Raw genomic sequence first — 24,327 nt, 5'->3', positions numbered from 1 at the left:
CCATCGCGCCGAGAGTACTGCGGGGTCAGCCCGTGGGAGGCCAGGGCGCCGCTGACCGGTGGACGGCACCGAGCCGTACGCTTGAACTTGGAAGGGGGAGGCCTCGCGGCCTCCCCCTTTTTTGCGTTTAAGGGCTTTTGTCTCACATAGTAGCTGTGTTTTATAACCCTCGTTTGTCGCATCTTCTGTGAACGGGCTACAATAACTTAGTCTGTGCGATATGGAGGTGAACATGGCTGAAGCTGGTATCGGCGTTGATATCGTCGAGATTTCCCGTATGAAATCAATTCTTGAAAAGACGCCGTCGTTTGCTCGGCGTGTGTTTACCGAAGAAGAGCGTGCGTATTGCGATGCATCATCGCGTCCCGCTGCTCACTATGCGAGCCGCTTTGCTTCGCGCGAGGCGGTACTTAAAGCTCTCGGCACGGGTTTTAGTCAAGGCGTGGGTCGCAAGGATGTTTCGGTTACGCGTGATAAACTCGGCAAACCGAAGGCGCTGCTTTCGGGCCGTGCTCTCGAGATCGCTCAAGAACTGGGTGTTGTTGAGGTCGCTCTTTCCATTACGCTTACAGGAGACTTGGCCGTTGCGAATGCCATCGCGATTACCGAAGATGCTCGGCCTAAGCCAAAAGAGGAAAAGGTGAGCACCAAGAAACGCGTAGCGCAGACATTTAAAGAGGCTCGCTCTGTTTTAGATGAGCTTGAGCAGCTGCAGAATTCAGCATTGACGGAGCACCTGGGCGATGCTTCGCAAGATACGCTAGGAGCATAGATGAAACCGGTTTTGAGTACCGAAGAAGTCGTTCGTCTCGAGGATATCATCGAACGCGAAGGGACTTCGAAGGCCGAGCTTATGGAGCTAGCGGGTGAGTTTGCCGCCAACGAGGTCTTGAAGCTCAATCCCGATCGGGTTCTCGTTCTGGTCGGTTTTGGTAATAATGGCGGCGACGGTTGGGTTGCTGCCGATATCCTGAGCCATAAGGGTGTGGACGTGGATATCGTTTCTCCGGTTGAGCCGGATGAGATTCCTGCTGCTCTGGCACGTCATGTTGCTCGTCGTACTGCCGGCCGCGATGTGCACGTTTGCGTCGGCCCCTCTCGTGACGAACTCGAGGTTTTGATCGATAAGGCCGATGTTGTTGTCGATGCCATTTTTGGTACCGGTTTCCACGGAAATCTGCGTGCGCCGTTCTCCATCTGGATTCCTACGGTCAATGAATGCGCCGATTGTGTCGTATCCATTGATGTTCCTTCGGGCCTGAATGCCGAGACGGGCGTTGTTGATGACGACTGCATTCGTGCCGAGCATACGGTGACGATGATTGCGCCCAAGATTGGTCTGTATAGCGCTGATGGTCCTGAGTATGCTGGCGATTTGATCTGCGGCAATCTTTACGACCGTCTTGACGAGGTCATCGATGATGTCGACCACGCCGCCGAGATTGTCGAGCCCGGTGACTTAGTTGATTACTTTGCCCCACTACCTACGAATATCGATAAGTATTCCCGTGGCTCTGTGCTTATTGTCGCCGGATCTGCGCAATATCCTGGTGCTGCCATTATGGCGGCCAAGTCTGCAGCTCGCGCGGGTGCTGGTTACGTGGCAGTCGCGGCTCCTGACGCCTGCGCCAATCTTATTCGCATGGCACTTCCTTCGATTCCCGTCTTTGCTATTCCGTCTGATTCCCGCGGCTCCTTTGGCGCCGCTGCGCGCATGACTGTGTGCGAGATTGCAAAGAAGTACAGCTGTGTACTGTGCGGTCCCGGTATGACGACATCTGCCGGCGCTATGCAGGTGGTTTCGGGCTTGCTCGAGCTTGATGTGCCGCTTATCTTGGACGCCGATGCACTCAACTGCCTTGCTAAGATTGCCATTGACGGTATTGATAGTAATCCCGAGATGTATCGTCGCGAGCAGCCGTTGGTTATGACGCCGCACTATCGTGAACTTTCGCGTCTGGTTGCCGGTGACGAGGTGAACGACCTTGGTACTGCGATTGCAGCCGCGCAGAAGGTTGTCTGGGCTGCAGGCTCTGACAATCTGGTGGTCATTGCCAAGGGGCCGACGACGGCTATCTGTGGCGTTGAGCGTGTGCTGCTGCCGCTCTCGGGTCCGGCTTCTCTGGCAACTGCCGGTTCGGGTGATGTCCTCGCGGGTATTTTGGCCGGCACGCTTGCCACCATGCGCGACGAGATGGATCGTTGGGAGTTGCTGTATTCGTACGCCGTCGCACTTCACAGCTACGCCGGTTTTGCCGCGGCGACGGAGTATGGTGAGAAGAGCGTCATCGCGACCGATCTTATCGACTTGATCGGTCCGGCCATGGAACTGGCGGCAAAGGATGCGCTCGAAGATCTGGGAATCATGGACGAAGGGTCGGATGACTAATCATGAATAAAGCAGATTTGACGCGCTGGTCCTGGGTCGAGATCGACCGCGGGGCGCTCCGTCGCAACACGAGGGCCTATAAGAACTTGCTGAATCCACGTCAGCGCCTGTGCTGCGTGGTCAAGGCCGATGCTTATGGCCATGGAGCTGTTGAGTGCGCCAAGATCATGTATTCGGCCGGTGCCGACATGTTTGCCGTGGCGACGGTTAACGAGGGCGTTGAGCTCCGACAGGGCGGGATTACGAAACCCATCCTCATCCTAAGCGAGCCGCCTATCGAGGCCATTCCGACGTTGCTCGAGTTTGATATCATGCCTTCGGTCTATACGTCTGACTTTGCTCTTGCGTATGGCGAATGTGCCGTCGCGGCGGGCAAAGTGGGCAAGTATCATCTCGCCATCGAGACGGGCATGAATCGTATCGGCGTTCACTACACGCAGGTGCTCGACTTTGTCCGCGGTATAAATTTCCATCGCGGTATTCAGTGCGACGGCGTATTTACGCACTTCGCCACGGCCGATGAACCTTCGGGCTGGGACTACAAGCTGCAGTGTCAGCGCTTTACCGAGGCCGTTCAGGCCATTAAGGATGCGGGTTTTGAGTGCGGTATCGTGCACTGCGCCAACACGCCGTCCTCGATGCTCGACCCCTCGATGCATTTTGATATGATCCGCGCCGGCGTTGGCTTGTATGGCATGCAGCCGTGCGAGCTGAGTGGCCGCGTGATGCAGCTTGATCCCGTTATGAGCGTCCATGCGCGTGTGACGCGCGTGGCACACCCTGCGATGGGTGAGGGCGTGGGCTACGGTTTTACCTACCGCGTACCGCGTACGCGCGTTCAGATCTGCACGCTGCCGATCGGTTATGCCGATGGCCTATCGCGTACGCTTTCCAATCGTATGGATGTGCTGTATCGCGGCGAGCGTGTGCATCAGGTTGGCAATATCTGCATGGACCAGTTTATGGTCGCCATTCAGTCCAACCCGGCACACGAGATTCCCGAGGCCGAGTATGGTGACGAGATGATCATTGTCGGCCGCGATGGCGATGCCGAGATCACTATGGACGAGATGGCCCGACTGCGCGGAACGATTAACTACGAGGTCGCCTGCGGCTTTGGCATGCGTCTCGACAAGGTCTACGTGTAGGAGCCGCTATGGGCGTCATGCACATCCCCGGCCATACCCATCAGGCACCACGTGAGGTCGCACTCGAGGAAATTGAGGCCGTTCTGGGCGATTGTCACCTCTGCCAGCTCTACCAGTCGCGTCACAATATCGTGTTTGGCGTGGGAAACCCCCGCGCTCGCGTGATGTTTATTGGTGAGGCGCCGGGCCGCAATGAGGATTTGCAGGGCGAGCCCTTTGTGGGGGCGGCAGGCGAGGACCTCAACGGCATTTTGTCGCTGGCGGGCCTCAAACGCGAAGACGTCTACATTGCCAACGTGCTTAAGTGCCGCCCGCCGGGAAACCGCAATCCGCGTCCCGAGGAAGTGCTGGCTTGCTCGCCGTTTTTGCGTGAGCAGATTCGAAGCATCTGGCCCGATATTATCGTGACGCTCGGCAACCCCGCGACGCACTTTGTGCTTAAGACCGAGATTGGCATTACTAAGCTGCGCGGCAGGTTCCACCAGATGGGGCATTTTGTAGTAATGCCCACGTTCCATCCGGCAGCAGCGCTGCGCAATCCGGCGTGGCAGGAGCTGCTGGAGGAAGACTTTAAGATGCTGGGCGACTATCTGGAGCGACATCCCGCACCAGAGGACGCCTCGGAATAATAAGGAGCATATATGTCCCTGGAGCGCCTGGGGGTAGGTACTTACAAAACGACTTGCGCTGCCGATACGGAGTACTTTGGCGAGCTAATTGCACCGTGCCTTGAGGACGGCGATGTGCTCATCCTGACCGGTGGCCTGGGAGTGGGCAAAACTCACTTTACCAAGGGCGTCTCGCGCGGGCTGGGCGATGAGCATATGGTTACGAGCCCTACGTTTGCGCTCATGGCCGTTCACGATCAAGGTCGTATTCCGCTGTTTCACTTTGATCTATACCGCCTGGAGCATGCCTACGAGCTCGAGGATACGGGCATTTTCGATGTGCTGGGCTATGAGGGTGCTTGCTTGCTGGAATGGGGCGAACAATTCCAGGACGAGCTGACGGATGAGTATCTTTCGGTGACGCTCAAGCGTGATGAGGGCGACAGCGATGTGCGAACGATAACGCTCGAGGCACACGGTGACCGCGCAATGGAGCTTTCCCATTTGATTGATAAGGCTGTACAAGATGAGCTTGCATAACGACAACGCGCTGGTGGTGGCGCTCGATACCTCGACCGACATGCTTGCCTGCGCGGCAAGCTGGATTGATGGGCAGACGGGCGAGACGAAGCTCGTGAGTGGCGACCACATGTGTCGCCGTCACGCCAACGTTGAGCTCGTGAATACCGTTGATGGCGTGCTGGCTCAAGCCGGTCTGGATCGCAGCGATGTTGGTTACTACGTGGTCGGCCGCGGCCCGGGGTCGTTTACGGGTGTGCGCATCGGCATCTCCACTGCCAAGGGCCTCGCGCGCGGTGCCAATGTTCCACTGCTGGGCGTGTCGACGCTCGACGCTTGCGCTTGGACGGCGTGGAAGGCTGGCGTGCGCGGCAAGCTTGGTATCTTGGCCGATGCCATGCGCGGTGAGGTATATCCGGCACTATATATGCTGGGCGATGAGGGTCCCGAGCGTCAATTTGAGCGCGAACACGTGGTCAAGGCCGCCGTGGCGCTCGATGAGTGGCGCCGAGCAGCGGACTGGGACCAGGTTCAGCTGACCGGTGACGGTCTCGTGCGCTATGGCAAGCTGCTGGGTGAGGACGAGACCGCCCGCTGCGTGGAGCGCGACCTGTGGTGGCCTTCGGGCGAGGGCTTGCTGCTCGTGCACGCTGCGGGTGACGGCGATCCGGCTCGCGTCCTGCCGATTTACACGCGCCTTTCGGATGCCGAGGAAAACGAGCGCAAGCGTCTTGGTCTTGCCGAGAGTGCGCAGAGCGAAATTACGGGCGTTGCCGATGAGCTCGCCGGTCGTCATCTGCAGTTCCGTCCCATGGGCGCGGCGGATGCCGAGGGCGCGAGCGCGCTAGAGGCTGCCTGCTTTGAAGGTGCCGGACACGAGGCGTGGACGCCGGGCATGTTCCTGTCCGAACTGGGCGAGGACGTCGCTGCGCCGCGCAGTTGGTGGGTGGCACACGACGACGGCAAGCTGCTGGGCCTTGCCGGCGGTATGGTCGTGGACGGTGATGTGCAGATTCTGGATGTCGCCGTCGACTCGGCACATCGCCGTGAGGGCATTGCCCGCAAGCTGCTGTCGCATGTGAGCTATGATGCCCAGATGCTCGGCTGCACCACGGCTTCGCTCGAGGTCGAGGACGGCAACGAGGGCGCGATTGCGCTCTATGCCGCTCTGGGCTTTACCGAGGTGGGTCGTCGTCGTGGCTACTACGGTGTCGGCAAAGACGCCATCGTCATGACGGCCCCACTTCCCCTCGTACTTCCGGTCGATAACGCCTCGCCCGAGCCGACGGCAGCCGAGCAACGCGTATGGCCGCTGCCTGCGCCTGGGCGCTCCGAGGGGGAGCGCGCCGAAATTGAGCGCCGCCGCCTGGTGCTCGCTATCGAGAGTTCCTGCGACGAGACGGCCGTGGCGATTATCGATGCGGATGGCAATATGCTGGCCAACCAGGTGTCGACACAGATTGATTTTCATGCCCGCTTTGGCGGCGTGGTGCCCGAGATCGCCTCGCGCAAACACGTTGAGGTGATTGTGAGTGTCGTGGATGCGGCGCTCGAGGATGCCGCAGCATCGCTTGGTCTTGAGGGTGGAGCCATTGCTCCCAGCGAGCTTGCCGCCGTGGGCGTGACACAGGGTCCGGGCCTGGTGGGCGCCCTCGTGGTGGGCGTTGCCTTTGCCAAAGGCTTTGCCTACGCTGCCGGTAAGCCGCTCGTATGCGTCAACCATCTGGAGGGGCATCTGTTTGCCAACCTGCTGGCGCAACCCGACCTCAAACCGCCGTTTATCTTCACGCTTGTCTCGGGTGGGCACACCATGCTCGTGCACGTGAAGGCGTGGGGCGACTACGAGGTGCTCGGTGAGACGCTCGACGACGCTGTGGGCGAGGCCTTCGACAAGGTAGCCAAGGCGTTGGGTCTGGGCTATCCCGGTGGCCCCATCATTTCCAAGCTGGCCGAGACGGGCAACCCCAAGGCGATCGATTTCCCCCGTGCGCTTAACAGCAGGGGAGACTATCGCTTCTCGCTTTCGGGCCTTAAAACCGCTGTGACGCTCTACATTGAACAGGAGACCAAGGCCGGGCGCACGATTCACCTGCCCGATCTGGCAGCTTCGTTTGAGGCAGCTGTCTTTGACGTGCAGTACAAGAAGGCCAAAAACGCGCTGCACGCTACCGGATGCAAGGAATACTGCATCGGTGGCGGCGTCTCGGCCAACCCGCATCTGCGCGAGATGATGATCAAGAAGCTTGGGCGTCAGGGGATTCGCGTAACGGTGCCGCCCTTGTCTGCCTGTACCGATAACGCCGCCATGATCGCGGAGGTCGCTCGCCGTAAATTCGACCGAGGCGAAATCTCGCCGTTCGATGTCGACGCCGATCCAAACATGACGCTGTAGCTGGTACGGCGCGGTCCCCGGACGGAGGGGCCGGATATAAGGTTTCCTGCTTTACAGTCCTGCGCAAGACTAAGGCCACATTAAGTGGCCTTCTTTGCGTGCGGAACTCGCGATAAAGTTCATATGCGCCGCCCGGCTCCCGCGGCTCTCAGGGGCATCTCTCATGCAAAAACTGTCGTGGGGTAAAGTCCGAGGTCAGTGGCGTTTGATACCGAGAAATCCAAAAAAGTTGAAAATTCATTACAAATTTGCGTTGACTTTAGGTAACTAAAGTTTCATACTCCTTTTCAACCACTGGGGGATGTGAACACGCACGGATCGTTCACATCATGATCGAAGAGGATTTCTTAGACATGTTCACGCATCAGCTAAACATTATCAGCGTAGTAATTATCTGATGCGGGTTAGCACATACAGCTGGCCCGTACGATAACGGGCGGCTGATGAAGATGAGGGCCGTCGAGCGCAACCGACGGCCCTCATTTTTTTATGTCTAGGAAGTTCTTTTTAGAGGAGGAAATGTAATGAACGGAGTTTTGCTCATGGTTGTGGCTGCGGCGGTGCTTGCCTGCGGCTATCTGGGCTACGGCCGATGGCTGGCCAACAAGTGGGGCGTTGACAAAGAGGCCCTCACGCCGGCCAAGCGCATGAAGGACGGCAAGAGCTTCTCGCCCGTCTCCGCCTTCACCGCGTTCTCGCACCAGTTCAGCTCGATCTGCGGTGCTGGCCCTGTCACGGGTACGATCGTCGCCATGGCCTTTGGCTGGCTGCCCGTCGTGCTCTGGGTCCTCGTCGGCGGCATCTTCTTTGGTGCCGTCCACGACTTTGGTGCCCTGTACGCTTCGATGAAGAACAACGGCAAGTCGCTCGCTCAGCTCATCGAGAAGTACATCGGCAAGACCGGCCGTCGCCTGTTCCTGCTGTTCTGCTGGCTGTTCTGCATCATCGTCATCGCCGCTTTCACCGACATGGTCTGCAAGACGTTCATGTTCACCCCGGCCGTTGACGCTTCTGGTGCTGCTACCGGTGCCATCGACTTCACCAAGTCCTATGCCGCCGGCTGCGCTGGTACCATCTCCATCCTGTTCACCTTCGTCGCTATCGCCTTTGGTTGGGCCCAGAAGAAGTTCAACCTCACCGGCGCTGCCGAGTTCGTCACCGGCGTGGTCCTCATGGTTCTCATGTTCGCCGTCGGTATGCAGTTCCCGGTCTACCTGGATAAGTTCCAGTGGTTCGCCGTCGTCATGGTCTACCTGGTCTTCGCTGGCGCCATGCCCATCCAGATGCTCAAGACTCCGCGCGATTACCTCACTTCCATCATGATGATCGTCATGATCGTCTGCGCTGTCCTCGGCATCGTCGTCCTGGGCGTCAACGGTCAGGCCACTATCACCGCTCCGGTCTTTACCGGCTTCTCCACTGCCTCCGGCATGATGTTCCCGGTCCTGTTCGTCTCCGTCGCATGCGGTGCTCTCTCCGGTTTCCACAGCCTCGTTTCTTCCGGCACCTCTTCCAAGCAGGTCGAGAAGGAGCAGGACGCCGTCAAGGTCGGCTACGGCGCCATGATCGTCGAGTCCTTCGTCGGCATCCTTGCCATCATCGTCGCCGGCATCATGTTCTCCGACATGAACACCGCCGGTACCGGCGTCCTCAACGCCGGTGTCGCTTCCACCCCGTTCCAGATCTTCGCCGCTGGCATCTCCCGCGGTATGCAGGCCTTCGGTGTTGACGGCACGCTCGCTACCGTCTTTATGACCATGAACGTTTCCGCTCTGGCTCTGACCTCGCTCGACGCCGTCGCCCGCATCGCCCGCACCTCGTTCTCCGAGTTCTTTGCCCAGACCAACGATGCCCTGGCCATCGAGTCCAAGGCCGGCTACATGAAGGTCCTCGGCAACCCCTGGTTCGCCACGGTCGTTACCCTGCTTCCCGGTCTCGCCCTCGCTTTTGGTGGCTATGCCAACATCTGGCCGCTCTTTGGTGCTTCCAACCAGCTGCTCGGCGGCATGACCATGATCACCCTCGCCGTGTTCTGCAAGTGCACCGGCCGCAAGGGCTGGATGCTCTACGTGCCCGTCGCCTTCCTGCTCTGCTGCACCTTCACCTCGCTGGTCCAGAGCGCCATGGGCTGCATGACCGCCGTCCAGGCCTACGGTTTCTTCGGTACCATCCCGGCTACTGCCACCACGGCCGCCGTCTCCGTCGCCGCCACCAAGGGCCTGCAGCTCGTCTTCGCCGTCCTGCTGATGGTCCTGGGTCTCATCGTCGCCGTCAACTGCCTCAAGGAGTTCTTCGGCAAGGAGGCTGGCTCCATGCCCGACGAGGAGCCCGAGTGGTCCGAGATGGGCAAGGCCGAGTACGGCCGCGCCGCTGCCGCCGAGGCTCCTGTCGACGCCGAGGCTGCCAAGGCCTAGTCAGCTTGATGGGCTAGCCGTTCCATCCATATGACTCGGAAAGACCGGGTCCGCAACGACGCGGACTCGGTCTTTTTTCATGCAAAAGCGGGCGACGCCCGAGTGTTCTCGCAGATGTTTTGCGTGGATAAGGGCGCGCGTTGTACCATATAAACGTATATGTGTACATATGAAAGGGGCCCCGTGGCCAAGACGGTATATTCCGATAACCAAAATAATGTCGATGCCCTGGCTGAACGTCTGAGCAGCCAGACGTCGCTTTCTGCCGAGCGTGCCAAGCTGGTTGCCTACGACCTGCTCTGCCGCAAGGCGCTCAAGATTAAGTCGAGTGCGCTGGCGCAAATTTTCCGCTCCGTCGATAAGGAATGTGACACCAAGGCGATGCGCGATGAACTTATCGCGGCAAATATCGTGACCAAGATCGAGGGTAGCGGCATTAACGGGCGCCCGGCGTTCTATACCATCAATGCCGAGATCCGCGATGCCCAGGAGCAGCCTGCCGAGTCCGTCGAGGATTTTGTCGTCGAGGATTCCGCTGACGTGCCTGCTGTGGAAGAAACTGCTCCGCGTGAGCATGTCGATACCGATGAGTTGCTCGATGAGAACGTCGTGCGTGCCTTTACGGCCAAGGCAGGACGCGGCGGTTTTGGCGGGGGTGGCAAGCGCGATGCGCAGCGCCGCGCCCAGCAGGAGCGCTTCCGTCGCGCCGTTGCTCAAAAGGGTGAGACGGATGCCGAGACTGTTGAGACCGAGGCTGCTGCCGAGTCGCAGAAGCCCACGAAGGAGCAAAAGCCCGTGGAGGCCCAAGAGCCCAAGCGCCGTCGCGGTGCTCACTTTAAGGCTGCACAGCAGGATGCCGCGCGTGAGGTTGAAGAGTCTTCTGAGGTTGCAGACGATGTTGAGGAGTCTGCCAAGAAGGCTCCGGGTTCATGCCGTCCCGGACGTGGTTTTGCGGGGCGCGCGTATCCCGTAAGGCGTCAGGAGAAGAGCGAGCCGGCTTCGACCACTCAGGGCGAGAAGGCCGAGAAGGCCGTTGAGCCGGCAGCTCGCGAACAGAAGCCTGCTGAGCCGCAGCTTGAGGTTGATGCCGAGGCCAAGGGCCAGCAGCCTACTGATGGGCAGGCGGAGCGGGGCACGTCGAGCAAGCCTCGCCGCCGTCGCCATCGTGGGGGCCGCAGTTCCCATGCCGAGACTGCAGCCGAGAAGACCACGCCGCAGGACGAGGATGCGAAGGTCGAGGTTTCTTCGGGGCAGCCTAAGCGCCAGCCGGCGAAGGAGAGCAAGTCCAATCGTCCGCAGAAGCAGGCGCCTATGCCGAAGCGCGAGCGCAATTCCCAAGGCGATTCTAAGCGCAAGTCTCAGAAGAAGCCGGAGTCTGCCGCAGCAGATACTGCTGCCCAGCAGCCCAAGTCGACCGTCCACGGCGAGGTATCGGCGTTTGCCCTTGCCCGCGTTTTGGGCAGGCAGCTGCTCAAAGTTGTCCCTACGCCTACGGCGCTCTCTAAGATCAAGGAGCAGCAGACTCAAATTGTTAAGGTCGAGGGCAAGGACGGCAAAAAGGCGCCGCAGCGCACCCAGCACAACGAGATGTCCAACCGCAAGATTGCCGAGGAGATTGCAATCATCCAGGCTTGGATCGAGCAGAACCGAGGTGCCGATACGCCGGTTGCTTCGCGTCGCCAGCGCGCCTACCAGATTTTTAACGATGAGAAGGCCTTTGACGGCAAGCACGGCGAGCGCCTGATTCGGCGTATGACCGAAAAAGGTATCAGCATGCAGGCGATTAAGGTCGCCCCCAACCGCCCCGTGCACTTTACGGGTTTCTTTACGCTGGGCGCCGACAAGCCGTTCATTATGGTCGAGAACCTAGACACCTATGACGAAATCGTCAAGCTCCTGCGCGGCCGCAAGCACGCCAAGCTTTTTGGCACCAAGGTGGGCGGCGTGATCTTTGGCGGTGGCTGCAAGGCGAGCGTTTCGCACGCACTGGATGATTATCTGGCCGAGATCGGCTATCGCTTTAACTATGTCTACTACGTGGGCGACATCGACCGAGAGGGTGCGCGCATTGTCGAGCAGACCCGTAACGCCAATGTGGTAGAGATTCGCCTGCATGCCGGTATGTATCGCGCCATGCTTGCCGAGCACAAGCGTCGCGTGAAGGCCGGCGGAGAGTGCGAACCCGCAGCTGCCAACCAGGGTGTGCCGCAGAACCTGGCGGCGACGATCAAGGATCTGCCCATGGTCACGCGCGTGCAGTTCCGCAACGTGCTGCGCGAGGGCGGACGCATTCCACAGGAGATTCTGATGACTGCCGACTATCGGGATGGCGACTCGGGAAGCTTCGACCGCATGCTGAACAACTAGGGACGTGTGGCCCCGACGGGCCGGGCATTAAGTTTGCTGCTCTGCAGTCCTGCGCAAGACGAAGGCCACATTAAGTGGCCTTCTTTGCGTGCGGAACTCGCGACAAACTTAATGCCCGGCCCGTCGGGGCCACACGGCACTTTGTAGAAGGCGGCTCGCTTTTCGGAACTGGGCTGATATTTCTAGATGTAAGGCGCTCTTGGTCCTAATGGGCTTGGGGCGCTTGTCTTTTGGGGGTAGATTTTTGGGACATGCCTGAAAATCCACCTTCTACTTCTCGTGCAGGACGAGAAGTTTCGGTCATAACTTCTCGTGCAGGACGAGAAGTTATATACTCAAGATGTTGAAAGGAGAGCATCATGGCACCTACAGCGTTGAGTATTGCGGAGATTGTTGCCGAGGCCCGTTCCTTTGAGATTCCTCATGTCGTGCATCGAGACGATGTCATCGGTAATCTTCCTGAGCCAAAGCCGTTCAATCTTGTCCATATCATCACGGGTATCAGGCGCTGCGGCAAAACGTTCTATGCGTTTCAATGGATTCGTCGCCTTATCGATCGCGGTGTCGATGCCGAGCGTATCTTCTATTTCAATTTTGCTGATGACCGTCTTCGACCGGCGCCGGACACGCTCATGAGCGACATTTTGGAAGAGTATTGGCGGCAGGTTCCCTCAGCGCGAACGAAAGGCTGTTATCTCTTTCTGGATGAGGTGCAGGAGACCGATGGCTGGCAGGGCGTTTGTCAGCGTTTGGCGGAGCACGAGAGCGTAACGCTTGTTATCACCGGATCGTCCTCAAAACTATCTGCCGATGAAATAGCGACGCAGTTTCGCGGTCGCTCGCAAGAGCACGCTATGCATCCGCTTTCATTCCGCGAGTATTGTGCGTTTCATCACATTGAAACGCCGGATATGTCTACTAGTGCTGGGGCTCCAGCTGTTTCTCCGCAGCGGCGAACTGATCTGGAATCGGCATATGACCGTTATCTCATAGAGGGTGGCTTTCCTGGGGTTCAGGAGCTTGATGCCGGTTCGCGTATTCAGATGCTTCAAGCCTATTTGCGAGATGTTGTTGCACGAGACATTCTCGAGCGGAGCGGGCGCACGGATATCGCTATTGCCAACCAAGTAGGGCTCTTCTGCCTTCGAAACACGGGTTGCGACCTTTCGGTTAACAGTTTGTTGGAAGCCTTAAAGTCTGTCGGATATCGAGCGTCATGGGAAAAAATAAACGAACTCGTTCGTTTATTCCAGCAGGCTCATCTCATTGGATTACTTCCGGAGTATTCAACTTCTTTGGCTCCTAAGACAACGACAACAGACAAGGTCTATGCCGTCGACCAGGGGATGGCATATGCAACATCGCGTGCTAATCAGCAGGATATAGGAAAGCGTTTGGAGACTGCGATTTATGCTGAACTCATGCGCCGTACGGCAAACGGCCGGTTGGAAACGGTGACTTCATTTACGGCTCCAACGCAAGCACGAGAAAAAGTTGATTTCTTGGTCGGCGACGCTTTGGCATCGGAACCATACGCGCTTTACCAGGTGACAGTCGATATGACGGCAGAGAAAACGCGCAGGCGTGAAGTTGGTTCCCTTGAGGTTGCTATGGTAAAAACCGGTATCAAGGATGCCAATATCATCACGCTGCGCGAGGCGACCCAGATCAAAACGGAGCATGGCGTCATCGAGGTTATTCCCGCATGGAAATGGTCGCTTGGTCTGTAATGCTACGCCGGCCCGCCGGGGCCGCACGGCACCATGTTGATGACCGGCACTTTAGGAACGTCCCTAAGTGCCGGTTTGGCTGGTAAGTCGAGATGTGGGGAGCCCGTTGCTGGTATGGGACGGAGGGATTCCGCGTCCGCCTGGTCGGCGGCCGCGCTCCGCTGCGTCGCTTCGCTCCTTGCGTGCTGCGCTGGAAAACGCTTCGCGTTTCCTCAGCTCCGCACCCTTGCGGGTTCGAATCCCTCCGCTTGCTCACAAGAAAAGCCTCCCGATCGGCTATGCGTTCGAGAGGCTTGTTTCTTTGGCTGGGACGGAGGGATTCGAACCCCCAACAGCCGGCACCAAAAACCGGAGTTCTACCGTTGAACTACGTCCCAATGTGTGGTGTTGCCCAAAAGCAACTCGTTTAGTTTACCTAATCTGCGAGGGCATCGCAAACGCCGTCGAGCAGGCGTACGGCGAGTGTCTGCGCGTCGCTGGCCGTGAAAGTGCCGTTGTAGCGCGTCATGCCCGTGAGCTCAATGCGAATGCGAGCCGGCTTCTGCTGCGCGGCGACATTGGCAGTGCGGATGCGCTGGGCCAGGTTGTGGCACTCGGCGAGGGCAATCGTGGCGCGCGGTGCGGCGTCGGCGGGCAGCTCGTCGCTTGCGATCTCGAGCACCAGGTCAACGTCGGTTGGGACCTCGGAGTCGCAGAGCATCATGCCGCTGTTGTCGGTCGTTGCCGTGGCGATATTCCACATGCGCGACGCAACGCTGCGTGCGATGGGGTCCTCGCCGATAACGGCAATCTGGAAGCGCTCGAGCACGTTGGCGGCGCGAGCAAAACCGATACGGGACTCGGCTTCGGTGACCGAGGGCTTGCCCTCCCACACATGGTGCAGGCGGTTGATATAGGCGTAGGTGTCCTGGAAGGCCATGCCGTCGGCAAACAGGCCGACATTTTCCTGGAACTGCTGCAGGGCGGCCTCGGTATGCGGACCAAAGTAGCCGTCGTCTTCGCCACAGGCAAAGCCCAAAACGTTGAGAGCGCGCTGCAGGGCCTGCACATCGGCGCCATGGAAATTGGGCATGCGCAGATAGAGAGTGCGGTCGCCCAGCTTATACGAAGCGTCTACAAGGGCGCTCCAGCAGGGGATATCGACGGTATGACCGGCAGCAAGGCCGCTGTCGAGCCTGAAGGTGCTGACGGCCTGCTCAGTGGTGGCTCCAAAGTACTTGTCGGTGACTTCGGCGGCATCAATCGTGTAGCCGAGCTGCAGGAGACGAGACTGCACGTCCTCGACGGCTGCTCCTTGCATGCCCGTTGTAATAGGTTCCATGAACGAACCCCTTTCGGCGTACCATTCGTACTATTTGAGCGTCTGTCGGATAGACAACGCAAAGGGATGCATAAACATGCACTCAACAGTGTAGCAAGTTGTGCCTAAATACGCTGCTGACAGGTTTTATAACCCCCGTTAGTTAAGACGCTCCACAAAGAAATCTGCCATGGAGAGGAACAGCTCGCGTGCGTGCGGATCAAGCTCAACGTTCTCGATGGCCGCTTTGGCCTTAGCGGTCAGGTCGAGCGCGTAAGTGTGGGCGTAATCGATGGAGCCGGTCTCTTGGAAGATCTCCACGGCGCGTGCGAGCTGCGCGGGATCATCGGTGCCCGAGGAAAGGATCGCCTCGACCTCGTCGTGGTGGCGCTCATCAGAGAGGGCATGTACGGCGACAAGCGTGCGCTTGCCCTCGGTGATGTCGGTGCGGAAGTCCTTGTTGGCGGCTTCCTTAGTGCCGACAAGGTTGAGCAGGTCGTCCTGAATCTGAAAGGCAAGGCCCGTGTGCAGGCCAAAGGCGCGCAGCGCTTCGATTTGCTTATCGCTGCCGCCGCCGATAATGGCTCCGGCGGCAAGCGGCGTGGCTCCGCTGTAAAACGCGGTCTTGTGCGTCGCCATGTCCAGGTAGTCATCAACCGAGATATCAAAGCGCCCGTCACGGACCCAACCCAGGTCGAGTGCTTGACCCTCGATGGTGCGGACGATCATCTCGGTAAGCTCGTGGAGCACGCGCAGCTTCACGTCGGACTCCAGCGTAGGGTCGTCGAGAACCGTCTTGGTGACCATGGTGAGCGCCAGGTCGCCACAATTGATGGCAAGGCCCGTGCCCTCGGTAAGGTGCATACAGGGCTTGCCTCGACGAAGCTGTCCGTTGTCGGCGATGTCGTCGTGGATCAGCGCGCCCGACTGGAAATGCTCGATAGCTGCCGCGGCGCTGCGGGCGCTCTCAAAGCTGCCGCCCACTGCGGTTGCGGCGAGCATGCAGATAAGCGGGCGGTGGCGCTTGCCGGCGTTGGCCGTAAAAGCCGAGAGCGGCGCATACAGGTAGCGCTCGATATCGGCAGAGGTCGCCTGTCCGTCAAAGAACGTGGCCAGATAGTCGTTAATCTGGTCAAAGTGCTGGGCTAAAAAGCTGGTAAACGGACTGGACACGGGTTCTCGCATTCTTTCTGAGGTTGCGTTGATGCAATATGCAGACAACATATTGCCACATTAGGGCGTTTGGCGCGGCAGTTTTGGCGATTTGGGACAACGGGCGTGCGTTTGATGGAGCGCGCCTAAATCAGCCTAAAATGCTCGAGCGCCGCAACGACACCGTCGTGATCGACGGTGTCGGTCACGTAATCGGCCTTATCCTTGAGATAGTCCGGTGCATTGCCCATGGCGATACCGACATCGACGGCGTTCATCAGCGAGACGTCATTGCTGGCGTCGCCGATGCCGTATACGGTTCCGTGGTGGGGATCGAGGGCGTCGAGTACAGACTGGATGCCCCCGCGCTTCGTGCATTCGCGGGGCGAGATTTCGGTTACCTCGAGTTCGAGCTCGTTAAAGCACAGCAGCGGCTCAAGTGCCTTATCTTGAGCGATGTGGTTGGCGAGCGATGTAGACATCAAGATCTTGTAGACACTGTAATGTTGCAGCTGCGTGACTGCGTCGCCCAGGGTGCGCGCGTATCCGGGAGCATCGGTGGCATCGGCACTCATGCGCACGACGCCGTTGAGGCCCTCAAAGCGGATGACCTCGCCCGATTGCTCAAGGTAGGGGGCAAGACGCTGCAGCATACTGGGCGTCATCGACAGATCGCGAATTGTGTGTCCGTTGATCTCGGCGTAACCGCCCGCAAGACAGACGATGCCGGTCCAGGGCAGCTCAAGAAGTTTGGGGTGGATGCAGCTCAGGGTACGTCCCGTGCAGATAAAGGCCATGTTGCCGTTGGCGACAAACTCGCGGATTGCCTGCGAAACCGCCTCGTTGGGATAGGGGGAGAGGTCCCGCTCGTCTTCGGGAAGGTCTTGGGCGAGCCTGGGGTCTTGCCAGGCGAGCGTTCCGTCGATATCGAAGAAGCAAATATCGCCGCGCTTATGGGCTGCGCTGGCGGCAGGGGAGGCCGAGGTGGTGGGCACAAATTCCGGCTCGAGGCCCATGATCTGGTCAAAATGCTCTTTAACGCGGGGAACGGAGATGCCGATGATCACCTGGGCGGTCTTGCCCGTAATGATGAGGCCCTTGGCGCCCACCGCGACAAACGACGCGTTATCTGCAACGATGGAAGGGTCTGCGACCTCGACGCGCAGGCGCGTGGCGCAGTTGGTTGCGCCCACGATATTGCCAACGCCACCTAAAAGCTGAATTACCCGCTCAGCGAGGACGTGATCTTGATCGGATCGACTATTGACCTCGTCATTGGGAGATTGCTCTTTGGCAAAGTCGCTTCCCGTTAAACAATCGATTGCCGCGCGATTGGCAACATGATCCTCGCGGCCCGGTGTCTTAAGGTCATAGACCAAGATGAGTGCTCGAAAACTAACAAAAAAGATGAGGCTAAAGGCAAGGCCGATACCGAGCGCCAAAAGATAGGCACCGGCATGCGTGCGCATGAGCGGAATAAAGTTGAAGGCTGCCATCTCCATCAGGCCGCCCGAGAAGATGCCGACGATGCCAAAGAGATTCATGGTTGTGGCAAGGCAAGACGATAAGACGGCGTAGAGCAAAAAGAGCCCGGGGTGGGTGAACATAAAGAGAAACTCGAGTGGCTCGGTAACGCCGCAAACCACCGAGGCGATGATGGCGGGAACAAGGATGACCCTGAGGCCGGCGCGGAGCTCGGGTTTTGCGGTGGAGTAGAACGCAGCCGCGATGGCAGGAAGGCCAAAGAGCTTGACCCAGCCGGTGGCGGTAAAACCGGCCCACGGCGCAAGCTCATTAAGGGGGCGCGTACTATGGGAGAGGATGGGGAGCAAGCTGCTCCACGTGGCGTAGATGCCGTCGTTAATGACCAGGTTGTCGTAGTAGATCGGCATGTAGAGCAGGTGGTGCAGCCCCATGGGCTCGAGCGCTCGTTCTAAAAAGACAAAGATGCCCACGCCAAAGGGACCGACGCCTGCAAGCGTGTGACGCAGCGTATCGGTTACATCGTATACGTAGGGCACGATGGCGGCCGAGATAGCGGCAAGGGCAAACACGGCAAAAAAGCTGATGAGGTAGACCAGCGAGGAGCCCGAGAAGGTGCCGAGCCAATCGGGAATCTTGGCATCGTAGAAGCGGTCATGGATGGTGACGACGGTTGCCGATACCGCCAGCGGGCCGATAATGCCGGTGTCGAGCGTCTTGATGCCGTCGATGACGGTGATACCGCTGGCGGTGGTCAAAGATGACGGGTACTCAAGTCCAAGGTTGTCTCCGCTCAGCTTAATGATCTCGCTCAAAAAGAAGCAGTAGGCAAAATAGGCGACGAGAGCCTCGAGACAGCAACGAGCCGGTTGTTTTTGGGCAAGACCGATGGGCAGCGCTACGGCAAAAAGGAGCGGGAGGCGTTTAAAGACCGTCCACGAGCCGCGCTGGATGATGGTCCAAAAAACGTACCAAGGGGTTCCGTATACGGCGAGATCGCCGACGATGTCCGCAGTCGTTGCGAGAGCGGAGACGCCGACCATGAGGCCCGATATAGAAAACAGCATGGCGGGCGCGAACATTGCCCCGCCAAAGCGTTGGATTTTTTGCAGCATAATATGCCTTTCGGATGCAACATGCTGTGCGAGCAAGAACGTTTAAACAATGAACTCATTGTAGAGGACTGGCTGCTTGCCGCATTGACGGTTTTGATTCGGTCCGATTTAAGTTTCGGGGGAACCGTCGACGGTAAATAATCCGTGCTTTACCGATAATCGGTTTAAACAACCCAAAGAAATGCTATCGTGCCTAGCCATACATATTCATTAGAGGTGAAACAATGCCAAAAGCGATATACGAAGGAATCTACCGAGAAATACGCTCGCGCATCATTAATGGGACCTATGCGTTTCAGGAGATGCTGCCAACCGAAGCCGAGCTGACCGCGGAGTTCGGATGCACTCGCAATACCGTCCGTCGCGCCTTGAGTATGCTGGCCGACGGGATGTTTGTGCAGCCCATACACGGCAAGGGCGTGCGCGTTATTTGGCTTAAGGGCGAAACCGACATGTTGGGCGCACTCGAAGAGGTTGAGTCGTTTGGCGAGTTTGCAAAGCGCAACAATGCCGTTGCATCGACGGACGTTAAGTCTTTTGAACATCTGGTCTGCACCGAGCAACTCTCTCGTCACCTGGGCTTTAAGGTGGGCGAGGAGTTGATTCGCGTGGTGCGCGTCCGTAGCCTTAACGGTAGCGCTCGCCAGGTGGACCACGGCTATTTTCTGGAGTCGATCGCCAAAGGCCTGACGCCCGAGATCGCTGCAAAGTCAATTTACGACTATCTGGAGCACAAACGCGGCGTCAAAGTGATGGCGAGTCGCCGTACGGTGAGCGTCGAGCTTGCCAACGATGAGGACTGCAGCTATCTTGACCTTGGCAAATACAACTGCGTTGCCGTCATGGAGAGCCAGTCGTACACCTCGGACGGCATCTTGTTCGAGGTCACGCATGCCCGCACGCATCCCGAGATCTTCCACTACCGCGTCAACTCCAAGCGATAGCCGGCTAGCTCGCAGCCTGACGAGACTCATGCCCTCAAAGAGAAAACGCCCGGTCAAACCGACGATGCATCGGCTTGACCGGGCGTTTTCTCTGCATTCGATAACAAATAATTGTTTATACAAAACTTGTCAAGTATCAAGTTGAAATTACCGTTCACCGGAGTTTTTCTACCGCTCTAGTAATACTTGTTCAAACAACTAGCCAAATAGAGTATCGTACAAATCAGCAAAAGGGGCAAAGTCCCCGAGCCAATCTCCGAAGGCGGCGGCAAAGGGTGCCGCCACGGTGTGAAAGGGTGGATTGTAATGAAGAACGAAATGAGCAGAAGGCAGTTCCTGGGCTTTGCTGGTTCCGCGGCTGCGGTTCTGGGTCTGGGTCTTGTGGGCTGCGGTGGCTCCGCCGGCTCCGGCTCCTCTGCTTCTGGTGACGCCGCCGAGGTCTACTTCCTCCAATTCAAGCCCGAGGTCGACAAGGAGTGGAAGGAGATCGCCAAGGCGTACAAGGAGGAGAAGGGCGTCGAGGTCAAGATCGTGACCGCCGCCTCCAACACCTACGAGGAGAAGCTCAAGTCTGAGATGTCCAAGAGCTCCGCTCCGACCCTGTTCCAGGTCAACGGCCCCACCGGTCTTAAGAACTGGAAGGATTACTGCGCCGACCTGTCCGATACCAAGCTCCGCGGTGAGCTCATTGACGACTCCCTGGCTCTGCAGTCCGATGGCAAGGATCTGGGTATCGACTGGGTCCAGGAGAGCTACGGCATCATCTACAACAAGCAGCTGCTCGAGAAGGCTGGCTACAAGGCCGAGGACATCAACTCCTTCGATAAGCTGAAGGCTTGTGCCGACGACATCCAGGCCCGCAAGGACGAGCTTGGTGTTGAGGGTGCCTTCACTTCTGCCGGCATGGATGACTCCTCCAGCTGGCGCTACACCACCCACCTCGCCAACCTCCCGCTCTACTACGAGTTTGAGAAGGAGCACAACCAGGAGGACGACGAGATCAAGGGCGAGTATCTCGACAACTACAAGCAGATCTTCGACCTGTACACCACCGACTCCACCTGCGATCCTTCGCAGCTTGCTTCCAAGACCGGCGACGACGCCACCAACGAGTTCGCAACCGGCAAGGCCGTCTTCTATCAGAACGGCTCTTGGGCCTACTCTGACCTCATCAAGGCCGGCATGAGCGACGACCAGATTGGCATGATGCCTATCTACATCGGCGTTGACGGCGAGGAGAACCAGGGCCTGTGCTCCGGCGGCGAGAACTACTGGTGCGTGAGCTCCCAGGCTTCCGAGGATGCTCAGAAGGCCACCGAGGACTTCATGTACTGGTGCGTCACCGCTGACACCCCGACCAGCATCATCGCCGACAAGATGGGTCTGACCGCTCCGTTCAAGAGCGCCAAGGAGACCACCAACGTCTTCTCGCAGCAGGCCGTTGCCATGGCCAAGGACGGCAAGAAGACCGTCGCTTGGGACTTCGTCTACATCCCCTCTGAGGAGTGGAAGAAGAACCTCAAGCAGGCTCTGATCGCCTATGCTGCCGACAACAGCAAGTGGGACGGCGTCAAGAACGCCTTCGTCGATGGCTGGAAGACCGAGAAGGCTGCTTCCGAGTAAGCAATTGCTGCCCAAGCTATCTGATTAGCGACAGGGGGCGGGCAGACGTTGGTTTGCCCGCCCCCTGCATATTGAAAGGACCCTTCTATGGGCAAAGCACTCAAGCGCTGGTGGCCGCTCTTTATGCTGCCCACGTGCCTGGCGTTTATGATCGGGTTCGTGATTCCCTTTATCCAGGGCTTCTATCTCTCGTTCTGCCAGTTTATTACCATTAACAACACGCACTTTGTCGGTATCGAGAACTACGTGCGCGCGCTGTCCGATCCGCAGTTTGCCACGTCGTTCTTCTTTACGGTGGCGTTTGCCTTCCTGTCGACGGTGCTCATCAACGTGATCGCCCTCGCCATTGCGCAGGCGCTCACCCGCAAGGCGCTCAAGGGCACTAACATCTTCCGTACGATCTTCTTCATGCCTAACCTGATTGGCGGCATCGTGCTGGGCTACATTTGGCAGATTCTGATCAACTGCCTGCTCTCCAACATCGGCGCCGACCTTATTGCCCTTAACTCCGCTGCCGGCTTCTGGGGCCTTATCATCCTGACCCTGTGGCAGCAGGTCGGCTACATGATGATCATCTACATCGCCGGTCTGCAGTCCATTCCGTCCGACTACATCGAGGCCGCCAAGGTTGACGGTGCCACGGCATGGCAGACGTTCTGGAAGGTTAAGATCCCCAATCTGATGCCGACGATTACCATCTGCCTGTTCCTGTCCATCACCAACGGATTTAAGCTGTTCGACCAGAACCTCGCCCTTACCGGCGGCGCTCCCGCACACTCCACCGAGATGCTCGCCCTGAACATCTACAACACGTTCTACTCGCGTGCCGGCATCGCATGGCAGGGCATTGGCCAGGCCAAGGCAGTCATCTTCTGTATCCTGGTCGTTGCTATTTCCATGATCCAGCTTAAGGCCACGAGGTCCAAGGAGGTGCAGCAGTAATGAAACGCGATAAGGCTATTAACCGCGCACTCTCGATTTTCTTTACGATCCTGTCGCTCGCGTGGATCTACCCCGTGTTCATGATTGCGCTCAATTCCTTTAAAAAGGGAACTGCAATCAGCACCACCACGGCGTTCGATTTGCTTACGCCTGAGACGTTCAACGGTCTTGCAAACTACGTGCACGCCCTTAACGAGCAGGGCTTTGCCTCGGCCTTTATGTATTCGCTCATCATCACGGTTACGTCGGTCGTGCTGATCTTGGTGTGCTGCTCCATGTGCGCTTGGTACGTAGTGCGTGTCAACAGCAAGATCTCGAACTTCTTCTATTACCTGTTCGTCTTCTCGATGGTCGTGCCCTTCCAGATGCTCATGTTCACGCTGTCCAATTTGGCGGACCGCATCGGCTTTAACACACCGTTCAACATCTGCTTTATCTACCTTGGCTTTGGCGCGGGCCTGGCGGTCTTTATGTTCGCCGGCTTTGTAAAGAACATCCCGCTCGAGATCGAAGAGGCGGCCATGATTGATGGCTGCAACCCGGTCCAGGTGTTCTTTAAGATCGTCCTCCCCATCATGAAGCCCACCTATCTTTCGGTCGGCATTCTCGAGACCATGTGGGTCTGGAACGACTACCTGCTGCCCTACCTTACGCTCGACTCCACCAAGTACAAGACCATTCCTATCTTGATCCAGTACTTCCGCGGCGGCTACGGCCATGTCGAGCTCGGCCCCATGATGGCCTGCATCATGATGGTCGTTGTCCCCATCGTCATCATGTACATCCTCTGCCAGAAGTACATCATTGACGGCGTGGTGGCAGGTGCCGTCAAGGGCTGATGCCGTAACTGTTTTGCAAGTTTTAGCGGCGCCCCTCAGCGTGGCGCCGCGTATCGAAAGGTAGAGACATGGCCGAGATCGTTCTCAAACATGTTCAGAAGGTGTATCCCAACAACGAGTCCAAAAAGAAGGGCTTCTTTGGCAAAAAGAAGAAGACCGAGGAGAAGAAGCACAACCTCAAGGTTACCGAGGACGGCGTGCTCGCGGTGGAGGACTTTAACCTCACCGTGCATGACCAGGAGTTCATCGTTCTCGTTGGCCCCTCTGGCTGCGGTAAGTCCACGACGATGCGCATGGTCGCCGGCCTGGAGGACATTACCTCGGGCGACGTGCTCATCGACGGCAAGCGCGTCAACGACGTGGCGCCCAAGGACCGCGACATCGCCATGGTGTTCCAGAGCTACGCTCTGTACCCCAACATGACGGTATACGAGAACATGGCGTTTACGCTTGAGCTCAAGAAGGTCCCCAAGGACGAGATCGACCGCAAGGTTCGCTCCGCTGCCGAGATCTTGGGTATCACCGAGTACCTCGACCGTAAGCCTAAGGCGCTTTCGGGCGGTCAGCGCCAGCGTGTCGCCATCGGCCGCGCCATCGTGCGTGATCCTAAGGTCTTCCTGATGGACGAGCCGCTGTCCAACCTGGACGCCAAGCTGCGTAACCAGATGCGTGCCGAGCTCATCAAGCTGCGCCACGAGATCAAGGGCACGTTCATCTACGTCACTCACGACCAGACCGAAGCCATGACCCTCGGCGATCGTATCGTGGTCATGAAGGACGGCGTCGTCCAGCAGATCGCCACGCCGCAGGAGGTCTTCAACCACCCCGCGAACATCTTTGTTGCCGGCTTTATCGGCGTTCCGCAGATGAACTTCTTCGATGCTCAGCTGGTTCGCTCTGGCAACGGCTTTACCGTCAAGACCGAGGACATGAACGTGGCGCTTGCCCCCGAGACCTGCGCTCAGCTCGCGCTCAACTGGGACGGCGGCGACGTGAAGGAGATTACGGCTGGCGTGCGCCCCGAGCAGATTCTTCTTGCCGATAAGGGCGAGGAGGGCGCGCTCCAGGGCACCGTCGAGGTGACCGAGCTCATGGGCTCGACCGAGCATGTCCACGTGACCGCTCCCGACGGTCAGTTTGTCCTGATCATTCCCGTCGTCGACCTCGAGGCCAAGGGTGCGCTCAAGGCGGGCGACCCCATCTGGTTCAAGTTCGAGAAGAACGCGACCCATCTCTTCGATAAGGTATCTGGTAAGAACCTTATCTAGGCCCGGTACATCCAGGCCCTTCCTTTGGGCGACTGCGGTATTGCCATCCTTTTGCCGCGGTCACATATAAGGCTCCCCTCCCGTCCACTGGGCGA

Annotated in this window: 17 protein-coding genes and 1 tRNA gene; 14 read left to right on the top strand and 4 right to left on the bottom strand. The window is 58.2% G+C overall.

The annotated features are described in order from the left end of the window. The first annotated feature begins 232 nt into the window (after nt 1–232). From acpS to I2H19_RS08690, 9 genes are all read left to right on the top strand, one after another. On the top strand, nt 233–772 hold the full coding sequence (gene acpS / locus I2H19_RS08730) for a holo-ACP synthase (RefSeq protein ID WP_006235843.1): 540 nt from the start codon (nt 233–235) through the stop codon (nt 770–772). Then, nucleotides 773–2,389 (top strand): NAD(P)H-hydrate dehydratase, encoded by a 1,617-nt coding sequence (locus tag I2H19_RS08725; RefSeq protein ID WP_082222952.1) that lies wholly within the window; start codon nt 773–775, stop codon nt 2,387–2,389. It abuts the gene before it with no gap. 2 nt (nt 2,390–2,391) lie between these two features. Then, nucleotides 2,392–3,537: an alanine racemase gene (alr, locus tag I2H19_RS08720; protein ID WP_035137770.1), complete on the top strand. Its 1,146-nt coding sequence runs from the start codon at nt 2,392–2,394 to the stop codon at nt 3,535–3,537. 8 nt (nt 3,538–3,545) lie between these two features. Continuing rightward, nucleotides 3,546–4,166, top strand: coding sequence for a uracil-DNA glycosylase (locus tag I2H19_RS08715; protein ID WP_006235848.1), 621 nt, complete (start codon nt 3,546–3,548; stop codon nt 4,164–4,166). A 12-nt stretch (nt 4,167–4,178) separates the two neighbouring features. Beyond that, nucleotides 4,179–4,685, top strand: a complete 507-nt coding sequence (gene tsaE / locus I2H19_RS08710) for a tRNA (adenosine(37)-N6)-threonylcarbamoyltransferase complex ATPase subunit type 1 TsaE (protein ID WP_117735673.1) — start codon at nt 4,179–4,181, stop codon at nt 4,683–4,685. Next, a complete protein-coding gene (gene tsaD, locus I2H19_RS08705) occupies nt 4,672–7,056 on the top strand; it encodes a tRNA (adenosine(37)-N6)-threonylcarbamoyltransferase complex transferase subunit TsaD (protein WP_195622401.1) in 2,385 nt (794 codons plus the stop codon). The genes tsaE and tsaD overlap by 14 nt, the downstream gene beginning before the upstream one ends. A 524-nt stretch (nt 7,057–7,580) precedes the next feature. Next, complete coding sequence (locus I2H19_RS08700) at nt 7,581–9,470, top strand: carbon starvation CstA family protein (protein WP_035137768.1); 1,890 nt, start codon at nt 7,581–7,583, stop codon at nt 9,468–9,470. Between the two features lie 183 nt (nt 9,471–9,653). Continuing rightward, nucleotides 9,654–11,837 (top strand): hypothetical protein, encoded by a 2,184-nt coding sequence (locus I2H19_RS08695; protein WP_195622400.1) that lies wholly within the window; start codon nt 9,654–9,656, stop codon nt 11,835–11,837. 359 nt (nt 11,838–12,196) lie between these two features. Then, nucleotides 12,197–13,567, top strand: a complete 1,371-nt coding sequence (locus I2H19_RS08690; RefSeq protein ID WP_195622399.1) for an ATP-binding protein — start codon at nt 12,197–12,199, stop codon at nt 13,565–13,567. 302 nt (nt 13,568–13,869) lie between these two features. On the opposite strand, the gene I2H19_RS08685 is transcribed toward I2H19_RS08690, so the two are convergent. The 4 genes from I2H19_RS08685 to I2H19_RS08670 form a co-directional block, all read right to left on the bottom strand. Then, nucleotides 13,870–13,944 (bottom strand) — tRNA-Gln (locus I2H19_RS08685). A gap of 38 nt (nt 13,945–13,982) precedes the next feature. Continuing rightward, nucleotides 13,983–14,888, bottom strand: coding sequence for a peptidoglycan-binding domain-containing protein (locus I2H19_RS08680; protein WP_195622398.1), 906 nt, complete (start codon nt 14,886–14,888; stop codon nt 13,983–13,985). A 138-nt stretch (nt 14,889–15,026) separates the two neighbouring features. After that, nucleotides 15,027–16,040, bottom strand: coding sequence for a polyprenyl synthetase family protein (locus tag I2H19_RS08675; protein ID WP_271745840.1), 1,014 nt, complete (start codon nt 16,038–16,040; stop codon nt 15,027–15,029). Between the two features lie 125 nt (nt 16,041–16,165). After that, entirely contained in the window at nt 16,166–18,544 is a 2,379-nt protein-coding gene (locus I2H19_RS08670) for a PTS transporter subunit EIIC (RefSeq protein ID WP_229089869.1), read from the bottom strand. A 296-nt stretch (nt 18,545–18,840) separates the two neighbouring features. Between I2H19_RS08670 and I2H19_RS08665 the strand changes: the two genes are divergently transcribed. The 5 genes from I2H19_RS08665 to I2H19_RS08645 all read left to right on the top strand — a co-directional run bounded on the left by I2H19_RS08665 (nt 18,841) and on the right by I2H19_RS08645 (nt 24,232). Beyond that, a complete protein-coding gene (locus I2H19_RS08665) occupies nt 18,841–19,560 on the top strand; it encodes a GntR family transcriptional regulator (protein ID WP_138341399.1) in 720 nt (239 codons plus the stop codon). A 306-nt stretch (nt 19,561–19,866) separates the two neighbouring features. Further along, nucleotides 19,867–21,183, top strand: a complete 1,317-nt coding sequence (locus I2H19_RS08660; protein WP_195622395.1) for an ABC transporter substrate-binding protein — start codon at nt 19,867–19,869, stop codon at nt 21,181–21,183. 87 nt (nt 21,184–21,270) lie between these two features. Beyond that, nucleotides 21,271–22,125: a carbohydrate ABC transporter permease gene (locus I2H19_RS08655; RefSeq protein WP_152073297.1), complete on the top strand. Its 855-nt coding sequence runs from the start codon at nt 21,271–21,273 to the stop codon at nt 22,123–22,125. After that, nucleotides 22,125–22,964: a carbohydrate ABC transporter permease gene (locus I2H19_RS08650; protein WP_195622394.1), complete on the top strand. Its 840-nt coding sequence runs from the start codon at nt 22,125–22,127 to the stop codon at nt 22,962–22,964. The genes I2H19_RS08655 and I2H19_RS08650 overlap by 1 nt, the downstream gene beginning before the upstream one ends. Before the next feature lie 68 nt (nt 22,965–23,032). Beyond that, nucleotides 23,033–24,232 (top strand): ABC transporter ATP-binding protein, encoded by a 1,200-nt coding sequence (locus I2H19_RS08645; RefSeq protein ID WP_117640835.1) that lies wholly within the window; start codon nt 23,033–23,035, stop codon nt 24,230–24,232. Nucleotides 24,233–24,327 lie beyond the last annotated feature (95 nt).

The sequence above is a fragment of the Collinsella aerofaciens genome, from assembly GCF_015560135.1.
Lineage (GTDB): Bacteria > Actinomycetota > Coriobacteriia > Coriobacteriales > Coriobacteriaceae > Collinsella > Collinsella aerofaciens_AN.
The sequence above is the reverse complement of the archived record's forward strand: the minus strand, read 5'-3'. Positions and strand labels throughout refer to the sequence as shown.